Genomic DNA, 16,192 nt, shown 5'->3' with positions numbered 1-16,192 from the left:
TTGATAAAACTAACACCAAAAAGGCCCGTATGAAAACTTCATACGGGCCTAAAAAAAACTAACAAAAAAATCAACTAGCTCATAACCTCTTGGTTACAAAGCTTTATAATTTTGGCTCCCAGCCTTGGGCATATTCCCTTTTCCAGCTTTCCATGGCCTTTTCGTTGTTTAAGATTTTACCAGTTTTCTGATCTATTTTTATAGTCTCTCCTGCATCTTGCGCGATATTACCTAAATGGCACAACATAGTTGAGATACTAGCATCCTGAATATCCGAGTGAAGGGATTTATCCGTTCTTATAGCTTCAAAGAAGTTACCTACATGGTTTACATCTAATTGCCCCTGCCCCATTGTATTGGTAGTTGCACTTTCTGCTCCCTCTTTTTCTTCCTTTAAAAGGTTACCATCTAAATCATATAACTTATAAAAGTTTCGATCTAACTGAATAATACCTTTACTGCCATAAATGGTAGCACCACGACCTGGTTGGTTTGGTATTATTTTACCACGGCTATGACCTGTCCAAGTAATGAATTTATCATCTTGATATGTATAGGTAACCTGCTGGTTGTCTACAAACTGCCAATCATCATCAAAAGTGTACTTACCACCAAAAGAAGTAACACTTTCTGGTAGGTCTACACCCAATGCCCAACGGCATAAATCAATTTCATGTGTACCATTATTATGTACCTCTCCTGTACCCCAAGTCTTAAACCAGTGCCAGTTATACGGGTGTATATTATCTCTATACTTTTCTCTTGGTGCAGGACCTTGCCACATATCCCAATCTAACGTATCTGGAACGGCTATTTCATTCCCTTTTCCTATAGAACCACGATTATTACTATAGTACGCCTCGCCTTTGTATACTTCACCTATTACACCATCTCTAATGTCCTTCACTCCCATTATAGAAGTCTTTGCGGACCTTTGCTGGTTACCCATTTGTACTTTTTTACCGTACTTTTTATGAGCTGCTACCAACAAATCGTTCTCATAAGGGTTGTGGCTACATGGTTTTTCTACATACACGTGTTTGCCCGCCTGTAAAGCCATTATGGCCATAGGAGCGTGCCAATGTTCTGGTGTGGCAATAAATACAGCATCTACATCCTTATCCTCTAGTACTTTTCTAAAATCCTTTTCATTTTTTGGGATGTAACCAATATTTTCTTGGCACCACAAATTATGCTCTTCAAGTATAGTATCATCTACATCACAACTATAAATAATTTTAGCATTTTTTTGCTCATGGACTGCCATTACATGCGCTTTGGCTCTACTACGAACACCAATAATAGCACAGTTAATATGGTCATTAGCACCTAGAATATTTGCATTGGCCATAGATGGCAAAATAAGACCACTGAACGATAATGCTACTGAACCTGTTGCCGTTTTCTTTATAAAATTTCTTCTTGTCGTCATTATTTATCGGCTTTAGGTGTTTTTATTTGAATGTTTTTGAAGCTAACTCTGTCTCCATGGTCTTGTAATAAAATTTGACCATTGTCTAACTCTCCAAAGTTTGGCCACTTAGCATATTTACTCTCCGAAACTAATTTTCTATACGCATCACTCTTACGGTCATACTCCAATACTTTAGCGCCATTAAGGTAATGCTCAACGTGATTTCCTTTTGATATGATGTGTGCTGTGTTCCACTCGCCAATTGCTTTTATTGGCTTCTTTGGGTCCGCTTTAATCAAGTCATAAAGAGAAGAAACCGTACGGCTACCTTCGTGGTTTCCTTTTTTTGCATCTGGATGTCTTTCATCATCTAAAATCTGATACTCCAAGCCTATTGAAGAACCTTCTCCTTTATTGATGTTGGTATCTACATAATATTTAATACCGCTATTGGCACCTTCCGTTAATTTAAAATCGACTTTAATCTCAAAATCCCCATAGTTTTCTGTGGTAACGATATCACCACCTGCTGCAGATTCTTCTCCACCGGAAGACAAGACCGTAAGGATACCATCTTTAATTTCCCAACCTTTATCTGGAAAACCTTCTAATTTAGCTCCTCTCCAACCATCTGTAGTAGCACCGTCCCAAAGTAATTCCCAACCTTGATCTTGTTCATTTTTAGTTAGTTGATTTGCCATATTAACTGCTGGCAACGGACTCTTTTCTGAATATTTAGGTAAATCATCTGTAATGATTTTGATATTCTTCCATACAATTTCGGTACCTGGAGTTTTGTCCTTTCCTATAGAATGCACCTGCAAACCAATAAACCCACTTGCCGTTTGGCTATCGATCAAATGAGACGCTGGCACACCATTAATCCATGTTTTTAAGGTATCACCAATAGCTTCAATTCGGTAATGGTTCCAATCGTTTTGTTTAAAAGCTTGTTTTGCCTTTGTATTGCTATCAGGTAATGGATGCAACCAACCTCTGCGGGCTTCATCATAAATACCTGCGCTCCACGCGCGATCAGATGGGTCAATTTCTACCTGATACCCGTGTATTCTACCATCCATATAATATGGAAAACTATTACTCCGAATCTGAATACCGGAATTCATTGACGGATCTACCTTATAATCCAACTCCAATATAAAATCGCCATACATCTTATCAGAAGTCATAAAAGAATTTGGCGTGTTGCTTACCGTTGTTCCCACTATAGTGTTATCTCTAACTTCATAGATAGCTTCACCACCTTTTTGGGTCCAACCCGTTAAGGTTTCACCATCAAAAAGTTCAGTCCATGGGGTTTCTTCTTTTTGAGCCTGACAGCTTATAAAAAAGCTTGATGCCAATACTAAAAGGGCGCTGTTATACCCAAAGGATTTTAGTTTACTTGTTTTTAAATACTTCATCTTCAATTGTTCTAAGTTGTTTTACGTTTATGATTTTACTATTTTTCTTATATAAGTTGTGTTGCCACTAACTATTTTCAATACATATAGGCCAGCTGGCAAGGTCTCATATCCACTGATTGTTATAGAACCTCTTGCCGCCTTACTATTTACCATTTGATTACGGACGACATGTCCAGAAACATCGCTTAAAATTATGCTTACATTATCTTCAAAGGCAACGCCTGACACTATACGCAACATATTATTAAATGGACTTGGATAGACCACTATTTCACGACCATCAATATTTTCTTCGCTCGGCACGGTTACTAGTGAACACCCCCCTGTTCCGTCAGTATTTACTACCAATTTAGTTAATTTTACAGTGTTATTTTCACCTTCGGTTATTAACTCTGTGTACACCCCTTCTTCACTTACGGTTTGATTACCGATAGTAATTTCATCACCCTGGCAAATTTGAATGGTTTCAAAAGCACGTTTAAAAATGCCCTCGTCTTCTTTAATAAAATAATCTGTATTAGCTTCCAAATTTTTAAATACCTCTCGCTTATGACCTTTTGGCCATTTTACTACCAAACTATCTACTGTTTCCAGCTGACCTAAACCAAAGTGTACTATAGAACTGTGCACGGACAAGTAACTGCTTCCTCCGGAAACTTCCCTTATTTGCTCTTTTCCATCAGTATATATTTTAACTAAAGCCCCGTACCCACTTCTATTGTTCTCAGTCCCTTCTAGTTTTACTTTTAACCAATTTGCCTCCTCAGAACCTGAATTCATATAAATTTTAGTGCTTCCAAGATTCCCTTGGCTCACACGAATATTTACAGCAATCATATCTAGCCTGCCGTCATTGTTCAAATCTCCATATGCCATTCCCCTAGCTTTGTTGGGTTCCTTGGTTACCAATGTTTCGGAAACATTCTCAAACCTTGTTTCTTTTCCAAAACCCAAGTACAATAAATTATTCTGAGTATCATTAAGGTTTAACAAAGATCCTTTTGAAGCATAGAGATCTAAATGTCCATCATTGTTTACATCCAAAAAAGCCGCACCCCAACACACCCCTGTTCCATCACTGACATTTATATCTCTTGCCACATCTTCATAAGAAAGCAAGCCTTGATTTTGATACAGTTTATTATGACCGATGTTCGTTACATAATAATCAAAATTTCCATCTTCATTAAAATCACCTACCGCAATACCCATACTATTTATGGCGGCATTCATACCGGAAGCATTGGATATATTACTGAAGTTCCTTTCTGGATAATTGTTGACCAAAACCTTATTGGGTTCATAAAAATCCCCAAAATCATTAAGTACAAATAAATCTGCATCTCCATCTTGATCTATGTCCGAAAAAGAAGAAACCAAGGTTGTTCCTTTTTCATTTGAGGCTAATGGATTATCAATCTTTAAAAAAGTACCATCACCCTTATTTTCATAGAAAAAATCAGCTAATGGACTCGTAATATTTTGGTCAAAAGGAAGGTTATCATAAGCCACATAATTACCTACATAAATATCTAAATCCCCGTCTAGGTCATAATCGCCCATTGTTGCCGTCATACTCCATGCTTCATGGGTTATACCCCCTGCGGGTGCTATATTGGTAAACGATTTCCCTTCTAAATTTTTTAATAAATAACAACGAGCACCTTCTGCTGTAGTAATAAAAAGGTCAGTAAAACCATCATTATCTACATCACCGGCTACCACGCCCATGGTCTTTACACTTCTGAATTGAGTAATACCCATTTCTTCGGTTACTTCTCTGAAATTATCATTACCCAAATTTTCATAAAGCTGGTCATTTTCATCACCACCAGTAAGGTAAATATCTTCCAGACCATCATTATTAAAATCAAAAATGGCAACGCCCCCTCCCATAGCCTTAGAATCTGATATATAATGATCAATACCAAGCTCCTTTGCTTTTTCAGTAAAATTTTGTGCATGAAGAGACCAGCTCAGTAAACTGAACAAAAAGCTTAAGTAAAGTGCTCTATCTCTCATGGTCTTATTGACAACCTTAAAAATTTGGCACAGGAGAAATTCCTATGCCAAATCATTTTATTTGACTTCTGTTTTGCCCAATTATTATTAGTATCCCGGGTTCTGTTTTAAGTTTGTATTGGCATCCATCTCATCCTGTGGAATGGGCAAAAACTTATATTTATCAGGAAAAGAATTGCTAAAAGCCGGATCTTCAAAAATCGTAAACGTAAGTTGTGATGGGTCAAAAACGTGTTGTGGACCACCATCCCCTGCGGTAGCCACTCCATTACGCTCTATTTTCATACCATGGAAAGTATTGTTAAGAACTGTAGTAGCTTCTCCCCAACGAATTAAATCAAACCAGCGATGGTTTTCAAAAACTAATTCTATTCTTCTCTCTTGTCGGATTTTTTCACGCATATCTTCTTTAGAACCTGCTGATATTTCTGGCATAAAAGCTCTTCTTCTAATTCTGTTTAGCGCCTCAGTAACTTCTGCACTTGGCCCATTCACTTCATTTTCAGCTTCTGCATAAATTAATAGAATTTCTGCAAAACGTATTTCTTGCCAAGCTGTGTTACTAACTCCTTCTGGCGCAAACCCCAAGGACGGATCAACAAATTTTCTTACCAAATATCCTGTAATAGAAGCATTACCATCGCGTACGGTACCCGGTCCTTCGTTAAAACCGTTCCATTCCATATCAATAAAAGGTTCTCCTCGTGAAGGTGATACTTCAGAAAACTCCGAACCATGATAAAATATAGAAGCATAGAAACGAGGATCACGATCTGCATAAGGATTTGTGGAATCATAACCAGATGCCGCCTCTTCAATTGCAAGACCATTAAGCATTTCAAAATCATCTATCAATTCTTGTGTTGGATCGGTCTGTCCTCCATTATCATTTCTCCATCTTACTGGCCAGTTACCGCGATCAAATTGATGAGATCTTTCTGGTGGCAAAAACAAGATTTCATATATGGTTTCTACATTTCCACCCGTAGATAAAAATAAATCGCCATAATTCTTGATTGCTTCTTCTGCACTTGTTGGATTTGCTCCGTATAATTCAAGTCCGTCATTTTCTGTTCCGCTAATCAAAGTATTAGCCAAAATAGACGCATCTTCATAACGTTCCGCAAAAAGCATTGCACGGGCATTCAAAGCAATAGCTGCCTGCTTGGATAACTCACCAGCTTTAACTTCTGATTTATTCTGAAGTCCAGCCGCTACGGCGGTCAACTCTTGATTTACAAAAGAATAAATTTCACTTCTTGGTGTTTGAGATGGAAATATATCCTCATCATCAAGAGATTGAGCTGCTGTCAATAAAGGAACATCGCCATATCTTCTAGTAAGATCAAAATAGAACCAAGCACGCACGTACCTTGCCGAAGCCGCTGCTCTAATTTTAAACTCATCATCAAACTCAGAAGTTTCTAGACTTTCTAAAAACTCATTAGACTGACGAATGGCGGTATACGCATCATCCCATATGTCTAATGCTCCTAAGTCTAGAGGATTTAATGAGCCTACACGTACTACGGCGTTGGATGGAACCCACCCACTCTTTGAACGAGCCTCGTCTGATATGGAAGCTAGTAAATAGTTATTTCCGTATCCTGCTCCAGTACTACCATATTGTCCTGAGGGCAGTTGCCCCACAATGTTATTTAAAAATGCTTGGGCTAAGGATTGGTCTTCGAACACCGTTGATGCCCCCAATTGATCCGTTGGATCTTTATCTAAAAAATCGTCGCTACAAGAGGTCGCAAAAGCAAGACCGAGCGCTAATATTGTTACAATCTTTTTCATTTTGTTCACTTTAAGTTTTGTTTTTAGAATCCTATGTTTACGCCGAAAGAAATTACCCGTGAGATTGGATAAAATAACGAGTTCCCCTCGGTTCCTTCAGGATCTCCTAAAGAAATATTGGTAAAGGTCAAAAGGTTGGTACCTGATGCAGTAAGACTTAGTGTTTTGATTCCGTAGGCCTCTAACTGTTCTGAAATAGATGCAAAATCATAACTGATTTGTGCGCGTCTTAAACGTAAGAACGAAACCTCTTCTATCCAGAAATCACTAGTCTGGTTATTGTTTGAGTTTCCATCAGGTAATATTCTAGGATATTTTGCATCAGGATTATCTACCGTCCACGAATCGTTTAACACTTTAAAGTTATTCCCTACATCTAACAAGAAACCTCTTGGTGTAACCTGTCTAGTATAATCCGTTGCTCCTTGGAAACTGAATGCCAAAGAGAAGCCTTTATAGCCTAATTCTGCATTAAGACCATATATAACACCCGGAGTATTACTGGATCCTATTAAGGTACGGTCATCTTGGTTTACTTCGCCATCTGGTTGCCCTGTAAGATTCCCGTCTGCATCACGGCCGTTAATATCTTTATATCTTATATCACCCGGTGCCAATTCTCCAAACTGAGACGGACCGTTTGCTATCTCCTCATCATTCTGATATATACCATCCGCAAGGTATCCTACACGAGCACCTATCTCATTTCCGGTTAAACTTGCTCCCGGTAAAACATCGGCAGGCTCATCTAAAAAAACAATTTCATTGTTAGCCAATGTTAGGTTAGCATCTAGATTATAGTAAAAGTTTTCACCAATAGAGTATTTATGCTTCACGGTAAATTCCCAACCCCAACTATCAACAATACCTAAATTTTCACTTGGTAATTCCGCTCCAAAAGTACCTGGTACGGATAAACTTCTTTCGGCAAGAATATCTTCTGTTCTTTTCTTATAATAATCTACTTCCAGCCCCCATTTACCCTCTAAAAATTCGGCTTCCAATCCAATATCCGTAGTAGTAGCGGTTTCCCATGTTATATTTGGATTTGGAATACCAGATGGGCTTATACCTTGACGAAAAGCACCATCGGCCACATAACCACCTTGAAAGTTAAAACCAGTAATGTACTGAAAAGGATCTACTCTATCATTACCTGTAATACCCCACGAACCTCTAAGTTTCAAATCTGTGATCAAATCAGAATCTTTCATAAAATTCTCTTCTGAAATTCTCCACCCTGCAGAAAAAGCAGGAAAGTACCCATCACGGCCTTCCTTTGGAAAAATATATGACTGATCTAAACGTAGATTGGCTTGAAATAAATATCTGTTTTTATAGCCATAATCCGCTCTAACTACAAACCCTCTTCTTGCTGTTTCTGAAGCTCCACCTGTATTCTGGTCATTATCTACAGATCCTGCAAAAAGCTCTTGTATGGCCGGGGAAAGAAACCCATCCCTATAAGCGAAAATATTATCAGATTTCTGTTCTATCTTCTCATAAAGTGCCAATGCAGAAATTAAATGATCTCCAAATTCTTTCTTATAATTTAAACTCAGTTGCGTAGTCTGTTGTGTAAAATCTCCTCTACGCTCATCTAAATAACTTAGGTTATCACTAATATTTGGAATGTATTCGCCCGTTGCTTCGTTTAACTGATACGAGGTATAAGGTGTAAAAAACACTTTTTGTTTGGTGACATTTCTATCATAAGAGTACATGGCTTTTGCTGTTAGACCTTCTATTCCTGGTACTTCATATTCTAACTGAAAATTAGTTTGGAAATAGTCGCTATCTCTTCTATCACTACCATTTCTATTAGCATCACCTACAGAGTTACCACTGAATCCGTCAAAACCAAGTGATCCTTCAGGAAGACCCTCTGCTCCTGGGCGACCATCTACAAAAACTGGAAATAAAGGGTTTGCCCGTAAGGCATTAGAAAATATTTCAGCATCAATATCCGCAGAACGTAAAGTATTCTCTAACCTACCCGCTATGTTAAGACTAAACTTTAAACGGTCTGTAATATCCGCATCTACATTAGAACGAATACTACTTTGTTTGAAACCGGCATTCTCATATAATGCGCTTTGGTCCAATAAACCGTAGGAGAAGAAATACCTAAGCTTTTCACTTCCACCGTCTACAGAAAAATTATACTGTTCTTGTGGTGCAGAATTCCGCAAGGTTTCATTCCACCAATCAAAACTTTCTACTGTACCGGCGTTGGCCTGGTCTACTAAGTCATCATACGGTAATGCATCTGGAGCAGTACCTCTATTTAAAAAAGACTGTCTAAATGCCAATACATACTCACTGGCATTCATAAGTTCCGGTCGTTTTGTTGGCGATTGAAATCCATATTGACTAGAGAAATTAATAGAAGGCTTTCCTATTTTTCCCCTATTCGTGGTAATTAAAAGTACTCCGTTCGCAGCACGCGAACCATATACCGCTGTTGAAGCCGCATCTTTAAGGGCCGTAACACTAGCTACTTCAAAAGGGTTCACCCTTTGATACGGACGCTCAACTCCATCAATAAGAACTAATGGACTATTATTTCCTAAAGTACTTCTACCCCTAATCTGGAATTGCGCATCATCTTGACCTGGTTGACCGGTTGTCTGCACGGCAATAACACCAGAAAGTTTCCCTGAAAGTGCTGCAGATAAGTTTGGTGGTGGCGCTACGGTAAGCGTCTTACCTTCTACTTGTGAAAGAGACCCCGTAACATCTTCCTTTTTTTGTGTACCATACCCCACAACAATTACTTCTTGTAGACTCTGCGCATCTTCAGCTAATTGAATGTTAAGAGTTTCGTTTGCGCCCACGGTTACTTCCTTAGAAGCAAAGCCTATGGAACTAAAACGCAATACAGCATTAGCATCTGCTACCTGAATGGAGTAATTCCCGTCAAAATCCGAGACTACACCATTAGTGGTTCCCTTTTCTACTACGTTAACACCGGGTAAAGGAACGCCGGCTTCATCTGTAATAACACCAGAAATAGTAGACTGCACGGTAGAGATGCGAACCATTATTTCTTCATTTTCATTGACGAGAGGTCTTATCCCTTTGTCATCTACCAACAAGATATCTTCGCTAGAAGATTTAGCATTGGCAGTACTCACTAAAAGCAAAACAAACGCAAAGGAACCTAGCCGAGATTTAAAACTCGAATAAGAACCCGTACGCAAAATTCTTGCACATCGGTTTTTTCTTTTCATAATTGAGATTGAGTTGGTTACTAAAAATTGTGTTGAGTGGTATTCTTTTAAAATTTTGAGCTCTTGTTCACTAATCACCTGCTCAGCCTACTAAATCACCAAAAGCTGAAAGCACAAAAATGTATGCGTTAATTAATTGACAATCAAATAACTAAAACAGGTTTCGTGTTAACAAAATCCCAAAATTTATTACAATATTTTACGAATATAATTTCCCAACCTGAAATAACCTAGTAAAAAGTCTTAAAAAGTGTGCGCACACAAATAACAATCGTGTTCGGACACGAGACAAATACTAAGATTATGGTAGAAATACTGTAAATAATTACCGATTACGTATTAAAATCCTCCGCTCCTCTGCTTCTATTCTTACTCCCTTCAACTCTTCACAAGCTCGGTTCTAAAAAGAAAAAATCCTTTTTGAGTTAATATCTATTCTAATTCGTTCCTGCCCTTTATTACAAAATCTATATTTTCGGTTTAAAATTCTATCTATAAAAAAAATTGAGAAGTAAGCTCCAAAAGGGTTGTGCTTCACGTATATAAAAAAGCAATTGTGTATTGCCTTTCTAAATCCGGACAACTAGTTATCAGATAAATGAAAGTGAATATATTATTTGATGACCAATCAAAAACATAAAACAAGTATGACTCTTAACCTTTATTTAGCGGACGATGATAAAGAAGATCGCGAATTGTTCGTAGAAGCTCTTGATGAAATAAATATCTCTACTAAAGTAACTCAGTTCGATAATGGTGTGGACCTTATGGATAATCTGTTTTCCAAAACAGATTTACCAGATGCTATCTTCTTAGATTTACACATGCCGCTTATGAATGGCTTTGAGTGTTTAACGGATATTAGGAACTTTTCTAGATTTGACGATATTAAGGTTATTGTCTATTCTACTTCCTACCTCCAAAGGGAAGTGAACCAATTGCAGGCAGATGGCGCCAACCAATATATTCAGAAACCTTCTTCTTTTGAAGACCTTAAAATTATGCTTCACAAGAGCTTACTATCTATGGTTGTAAAAGATGATGAAGAAGCTAACTCTGGCCAATTTGTTATTTTGGTTTAATTTAAATCATACCTCTATTTAAGTAGGATTACATTGACTTTAATCCTATTAATCTTACCTCAAAAACTCCTTTTTTTTGCATCATAATTATAATTTTTAGCGCTAACCTCAGCTACAATCACCCTGTACTTTTGTATCAGAATTAATGTTTAATCTAAATATTATTGATATGAAAATTACAAAATCGATTTTAATAGCAGCTACCTTTCTTTTTACTTTAGGAGCATCCGCACAAGACAAAGATGACCAAAGAGTAATGGCAGATGCCGAGAAAGCTAAAGCTAAACTACAAACGTCAAACGAGGGTCTAGACATGTTTTTTGAAAACGCTTCTGGCTATGTAGTTTTTCCGAATGTTGGTGAAGGTGGCCTAATTGTAGGTGGCGCTTCCGGTAACGGAGTACTTTATGAAAATGGTAAAGCAGTTGGGATGGCCGATTTGAAAAAATTGGACATAGGTCTGCAAGCTGGTGGACAAGCTTTAACCGAAATTATTTTCTTTGAAACTGCTGAAGCTTTACAAAGATTCAAACAAGATAAATTTGAGTTTTCTGCGGAAGCTACTGCTGTAGCTCTAGAAAAAGGTGTTGCTGCCAATGCAAGTTATAACGACGGTGTTGTTGTATTTGCTAAGCCAAAAAAAGGATTGATGGCTGACCTTTCTGTAGGTGGACAAAAATTCAACTATACAGATATGAAGAATATTGAGAAAAAATAATTTATTTTTCTAAAGAAAAAGCCGGTCTAAAGACCGGCTTTTTTTATGCCTTATTTTCAAAACTTCTCATCTACAATTCCACATTAGAAAACTGTAATAAGAAACCTATTTAAAAAAGATGTTTACTGATTATTTCTGTCAACTGCTTTTTCATTGCGTTATAAGACCTAGACTTGGTAACGAACATATTGGCCCCCAAATCCAAACAACGCAATTGGTCTTTGGGGTTACTTGTAGTAGAATACATGATTACGGGTATTTCCGTAAAAAGCGTGTTTTTTCTAATTCTGGTCAAACATTCCGCACCGCTTACTACCGGCATATTCAAATCTAAAAATATCAGTTTTGGCAAAATAACCAAATCACTGGTCAACCGTTTCAAAAAAGACGATCCGTTATCAAAAGACTCCACAGGCAGCATCGGAAAAAGCTCTTCTATAGCTTCTTGAAACAACATGCGGTCATCTTCATCATCATCAATATAAATAAGTGGTCCGGTATTCATAATAAGCTTATTTCCAGCGTACCCTCCAAACATTATATCTCTGTTAAAGGGAGGCCAAAGATAACCTCCAAATTTTTTTAACAATCACCATGCTAGATAATTAGCAAATATTTATTGTTATGGCAAAAATTACTGGTAATTATTAATCAAAAAGCGGTATCAAGTCCCTAAAACGTCTATCTAGGTGGTTATTTTACTAATTTCTCAATAGCTACGAATTTTAAGTTGTAAGGCTTACCTTCAAATTATTACGGATTTCTATAGAACACCCGCTTTTTTCAATTCCATCTTTAATAATGAACATAAAATCAAAATACCTTAAATTGGTATTTATCGGGTTAATATTTAACGGGTTAGGGGTATTTATAAGCCCTCGTTTTTTACCTTTTTATTCCTTTTCATATTATTTTTGATAGGACACTTATGAGCTCCTTTTGCTTATAGAAAATACAGATAATATGGAAGTTACTTTAGATAAAAGTGCAGGCATGGGAGCCATCTTAACAGATGATGCTTCTACAACCTTTAGGGTTTGGGCACCCAATGCCGATAAAGTTTTTGTTATTGGCGATTTTAACGACTGGAAAAAAGACAAGTTAGAACTAGAACTCGAAGAGAATGGCTATTGGGCCGGCGTTACCGATAAATGTAAAGAAGGCGACGAATATAAATTTTTGATCATAAATGGCAAAAATGAATACCAACGTAACGATCCCTATGCCGTAGAGGTCACCAATAGCGATGGAAATTCCATTGCAAGGAAACTAGATTTTGATTGGGAGGGCGATGATTTTCAAATTGCCAATTGGAACGAGCTCGTTATCTACGAACTACATGTGGGGACTTTCAACCGTAAAAAACCAGATCAGGTAGGTACGTTTGAAGATGTTATTGAGAAACTCCCCTATCTAAAAAAACTGGGCATTAACTGTATAGAATTATTACCTGTAGCAGAATTTGCAGGCGGAATTTCTTGGGGCTATAACCCAGCGCATCCTTTTGCTATTGAACAAGATTACGGCGGGCCGGATGGTTTTGCTAAACTGGTAAAAGAAGCCCATAAACAAGGTATTGCGGTTATTATGGATGTGGTTTACAACCATTTTGGACCTTCTGATATAGCCCTTTGGCAATTTGATGGTTGGAGCGAAAATGATAAAGGTGGAATCTATTTTTATAATGATTACCGTTCGGAAACCCCATGGGGAGATACCCGCCCCGATTATGGCCGAACCGAAGTAAGGAAATACATTGCGGACAATGCCATGTTCTGGATAGATAAATACCGTTGTGATGGCCTACGGATGGATGCTACTTCATACATTAGGTTTGAAGGTGGCGGTCTGGGATTGGATACGGAAATAAATGAAGGGAATATCCTCATGCGGGATATTAACATGCAAATTCAATCTAAATATCCTCATGTATTGACCATTGCCGAAGACCTAAAAGGTGATGACAAGGTAACGGACAGTTCTGAATACGGTGGATTGGGTTACGGCTCTCAGTGGGATATGAATTTTGTACACCCCGTTCGTGAGGTGTTAACGATGATCAACGACTCAGATAGAGACCTTCAACAAATAGTGAACGCCCTAACCTACAGCTATAGTGGTGATGCCTTTAGAAGAATCATCTATACGGAATCTCATGATGAAGTTGCCAATGGCAAGGCCAGGGTTCCCGAAGAAATACAGCCGGGAGATGCAGAAAGTCCGTTTGCTAAAAAACGTGCCATTCTGGGTATTGTTCTTACGCTAACCGCACCGGGAATACCTATGTTGTTCCAAGGTCAGGAATTTATTGAAGATGAATATTTTCAAGATACGGAAGCTTTGGACTGGGGAAAACTAGACAAACTAAAGGGCATTAATAAACTATCTACGGACCTTATTGCGCTTAGAACCGGAAAAGCAGAACGCACCAACGGACTGCGAGGACAACAGATAGAAATTATTCACTTTAATCAAGACACAAAAATTCTTGCCTACGTACGTAGCAGGGATGCTGATGATAATGAACCGGTATTGGTTATTCTAAACTTTGGGGACAAGGCTTTTGAAGAATACGGAATTGGCGTTGCCAAAGATGCGGAATGGAAATTACGTTTTAATAGCACATGGAAAGGCTATGATGAAGATTTCTCAGAACTAGCCGTAGAAGGCATGGAAAAAGTAGAAGAACCAACGGACGAAAAACCGTTCACTGGTCAGGTTACCATTCCTGCGTACGCAGCGCTCATTTATACAAAATAAGCACAAGCACGGTTTACGGAAGCATATAGAACTGCCCCATGGCACAAGTACATTTTACTTGGAGTTATGGGGCAGTTTTTTAATACCATAATGTTTTTGGGACTCTGATAGGCCACTTAAAAACCAATTGCTATGTTATCCATCAAAAAAGAAACGGATAGCGGCTATGCTCCTCAAAACAGCCCTTTATATTAGTGTCATGTTTAACCCGTGTTCAAAAACACTTCACTTTAAAAATTCATAAAATGAAGTGCAAAATGCCCGTTTAGAGCCCTGAACACCTTAAAAAAGAGAAAAAAACATGAAATATCTTATATATAGTATCATAATAGTATTGATTATTGGATGGATTTTAGGATTTTTGGTCTTTCAGATTTTGGGAGGTCTAATTCACCTATTATTGGTATTGGCCGTTATCCTAATTGTCTATAACTGGTTTATAGGTCAGAAAAATAAAGAATAATTAAAAAGCACCCCTTTAGCTATGGCCTCAGGATTTTTTGCGTTACTAGATGATATTGCTGCACTTATGGATGATGTTGCGGCTATGAGTAAAATTACCGCCAAGAAAACGGCTGGTATTCTAGGAGATGATTTGGCAGTAAATGCAGAGAAAGCCTCCGGTTTTATGTCCGATCGCGAAATTCCTGTACTGTGGGCCATCTCAAAAGGGTCTATGGTCAATAAGCTAATTATTCTACCCATTGCCTTTCTACTCAGTTACCTCCTCCCCTCTGCTATAATTGTAGCGTTGGTGCTTGGTGGACTTTATTTGGCGTATGAGGGAGCGGAAAAAATCTATGAAGTTTTTGTGCCGCACCATGATGCCGCACACCAAACGCTGAACACAGAAATGACCGAAGCAGATATACTTGCTTTAGAAAAAGAACGCGTAAAAGCAGCCATTGTAACAGACTTTATTCTTTCTGTAGAAATTATTATCATTGCTTTGGGCTCCGTGGCAGATGAGCCGTTAAATATTCAAATACCTGTAGTTTCGCTAATTGCATTAATTGCCACCGTTGGCGTGTATGGTATTGTTGCCATGATTGTTCGTATGGATGAATTTGGTCTTAAACTCATTAACCTTAATGAGCAGGACAATAGCTTTTCTGATTATGTGGGCAGGTTCTTGGTTGGTGCTTTGCCATGGGTCATAAAAAGCCTTTCCGTAATTGGTACTATTGCGCTCCTATTGGTTGCCGGTGGTATTTTTGTGCATAACATTCATTTCTTCCATGACCTTTTACCACAATTACCGGACATTGTTAAAGAATTTCTAGTAGGCCTTGGCGTAGGTTTGGTAGTCTTGGCAGGCGTTAAATTGGTAATGAAGGTGATTAGTCTTTTTAAGAAGAAGTAACCACATTACCCAACCGGGAATTGTGCCTAAATATTATTTTTTGCTTTGCAGCGGATGTTTTATGGGCTGTAAGCCGATGATGTTTGTTGCCGAATACGCTAGAGATGATTTTCATTTTAGGCCGAAGCATTCTTGCAGATTTCTAATTCCAGATTTGTTTTTAAATAAACTTTCCACAAGAATTGATGTATTTCCCTCTTACGTCGATAAATTCCTACACTTTAACGAATAGTGTTCATCTTACACTATACTTACAGATTTCTGTAATTGTATTATGATTAGTATTGTGATCTTTATAGATAAGTCTAAAAAGTAAGGAAAACTGCATAAAACCACTAGTTGCTTTTTACCGCTAGATTAGAGATATAAAGTA

11 protein-coding genes are annotated in these 16,192 nt (G+C 37.9%); 5 read left to right on the top strand and 6 right to left on the bottom strand.

Features of this window, described 5'->3' with window-relative positions; all coding sequences use genetic code 11:
- Positions 1-103: 103 nt before the first annotated feature.
- From IWB64_RS13015 to IWB64_RS12995, 5 genes are all read right to left on the bottom strand, one after another.
- Positions 104-1,432, bottom strand: coding sequence for a Gfo/Idh/MocA family protein (locus IWB64_RS13015; protein WP_194534407.1), 1,329 nt, complete (start codon positions 1,430-1,432; stop codon positions 104-106).
- Entirely contained in the window at positions 1,432-2,838 is a 1,407-nt protein-coding gene (locus IWB64_RS13010) for a 3-keto-disaccharide hydrolase (protein WP_194534406.1), read from the bottom strand. Before IWB64_RS13010 ends, IWB64_RS13015 begins: the two co-directional genes overlap by 1 nt.
- A gap of 27 nt (positions 2,839-2,865) precedes the next feature.
- Positions 2,866-4,863: an FG-GAP-like repeat-containing protein gene (locus IWB64_RS13005; RefSeq protein ID WP_194534405.1), complete on the bottom strand. Its 1,998-nt coding sequence runs from the start codon at positions 4,861-4,863 to the stop codon at positions 2,866-2,868.
- Between the two features lie 87 nt (positions 4,864-4,950).
- A complete protein-coding gene (locus IWB64_RS13000; RefSeq protein WP_194534404.1) occupies positions 4,951-6,663 on the bottom strand; it encodes a RagB/SusD family nutrient uptake outer membrane protein in 1,713 nt (570 codons plus the stop codon).
- A gap of 23 nt (positions 6,664-6,686) precedes the next feature.
- Positions 6,687-9,896 carry a SusC/RagA family TonB-linked outer membrane protein gene (locus tag IWB64_RS12995; protein ID WP_194534403.1) on the bottom strand — a complete coding sequence of 1,070 codons (3,210 nt, stop codon included), beginning with the start codon at positions 9,894-9,896 and terminating at the stop codon, positions 6,687-6,689.
- Positions 9,897-10,543: 647 nt separating this feature from the next.
- Between IWB64_RS12995 and IWB64_RS12990 the strand changes: the two genes are divergently transcribed.
- Both IWB64_RS12990 and IWB64_RS12985 read left to right on the top strand, forming a co-directional pair.
- On the top strand, positions 10,544-10,978 hold the full coding sequence (locus tag IWB64_RS12990; protein ID WP_194534402.1) for a response regulator: 435 nt from the start codon (positions 10,544-10,546) through the stop codon (positions 10,976-10,978).
- A 169-nt stretch (positions 10,979-11,147) separates the two neighbouring features.
- Positions 11,148-11,696: a lipid-binding SYLF domain-containing protein gene (locus IWB64_RS12985; RefSeq protein ID WP_194534401.1), complete on the top strand. Its 549-nt coding sequence runs from the start codon at positions 11,148-11,150 to the stop codon at positions 11,694-11,696.
- Between the two features lie 109 nt (positions 11,697-11,805).
- On the opposite strand, the gene IWB64_RS12980 is transcribed toward IWB64_RS12985, so the two are convergent.
- Positions 11,806-12,201 carry a response regulator gene (locus IWB64_RS12980; RefSeq protein WP_194534400.1) on the bottom strand — a complete coding sequence of 132 codons (396 nt, stop codon included), beginning with the start codon at positions 12,199-12,201 and terminating at the stop codon, positions 11,806-11,808.
- A 458-nt stretch (positions 12,202-12,659) separates the two neighbouring features.
- On the opposite strand from IWB64_RS12980, the gene IWB64_RS12975 reads away from it, so the two are divergent.
- The 3 genes from IWB64_RS12975 to IWB64_RS12965 all read left to right on the top strand — a co-directional run bounded on the left by IWB64_RS12975 (position 12,660) and on the right by IWB64_RS12965 (position 15,819).
- A complete protein-coding gene (locus IWB64_RS12975; RefSeq protein WP_194534399.1) occupies positions 12,660-14,456 on the top strand; it encodes an alpha-amylase family glycosyl hydrolase in 1,797 nt (598 codons plus the stop codon).
- A 301-nt stretch (positions 14,457-14,757) separates the two neighbouring features.
- The gene (locus IWB64_RS12970; protein ID WP_194534398.1) at positions 14,758-14,919 is read left to right on the top strand and encodes a lmo0937 family membrane protein; all 162 of its coding nucleotides are present in this window, start codon (positions 14,758-14,760) and stop codon (positions 14,917-14,919) included.
- A gap of 21 nt (positions 14,920-14,940) precedes the next feature.
- A complete protein-coding gene (locus IWB64_RS12965; protein WP_194534397.1) occupies positions 14,941-15,819 on the top strand; it encodes a DUF808 domain-containing protein in 879 nt (292 codons plus the stop codon).
- Positions 15,820-16,192 lie beyond the last annotated feature (373 nt).

It is taken from the genome of Zobellia nedashkovskayae (assembly GCF_015330125.1).
GTDB classification, from domain to species: domain Bacteria; phylum Bacteroidota; class Bacteroidia; order Flavobacteriales; family Flavobacteriaceae; genus Zobellia; species Zobellia nedashkovskayae.
The sequence above is the reverse complement of the archived record's forward strand: the minus strand, read 5'-3'. Positions and strand labels throughout refer to the sequence as shown.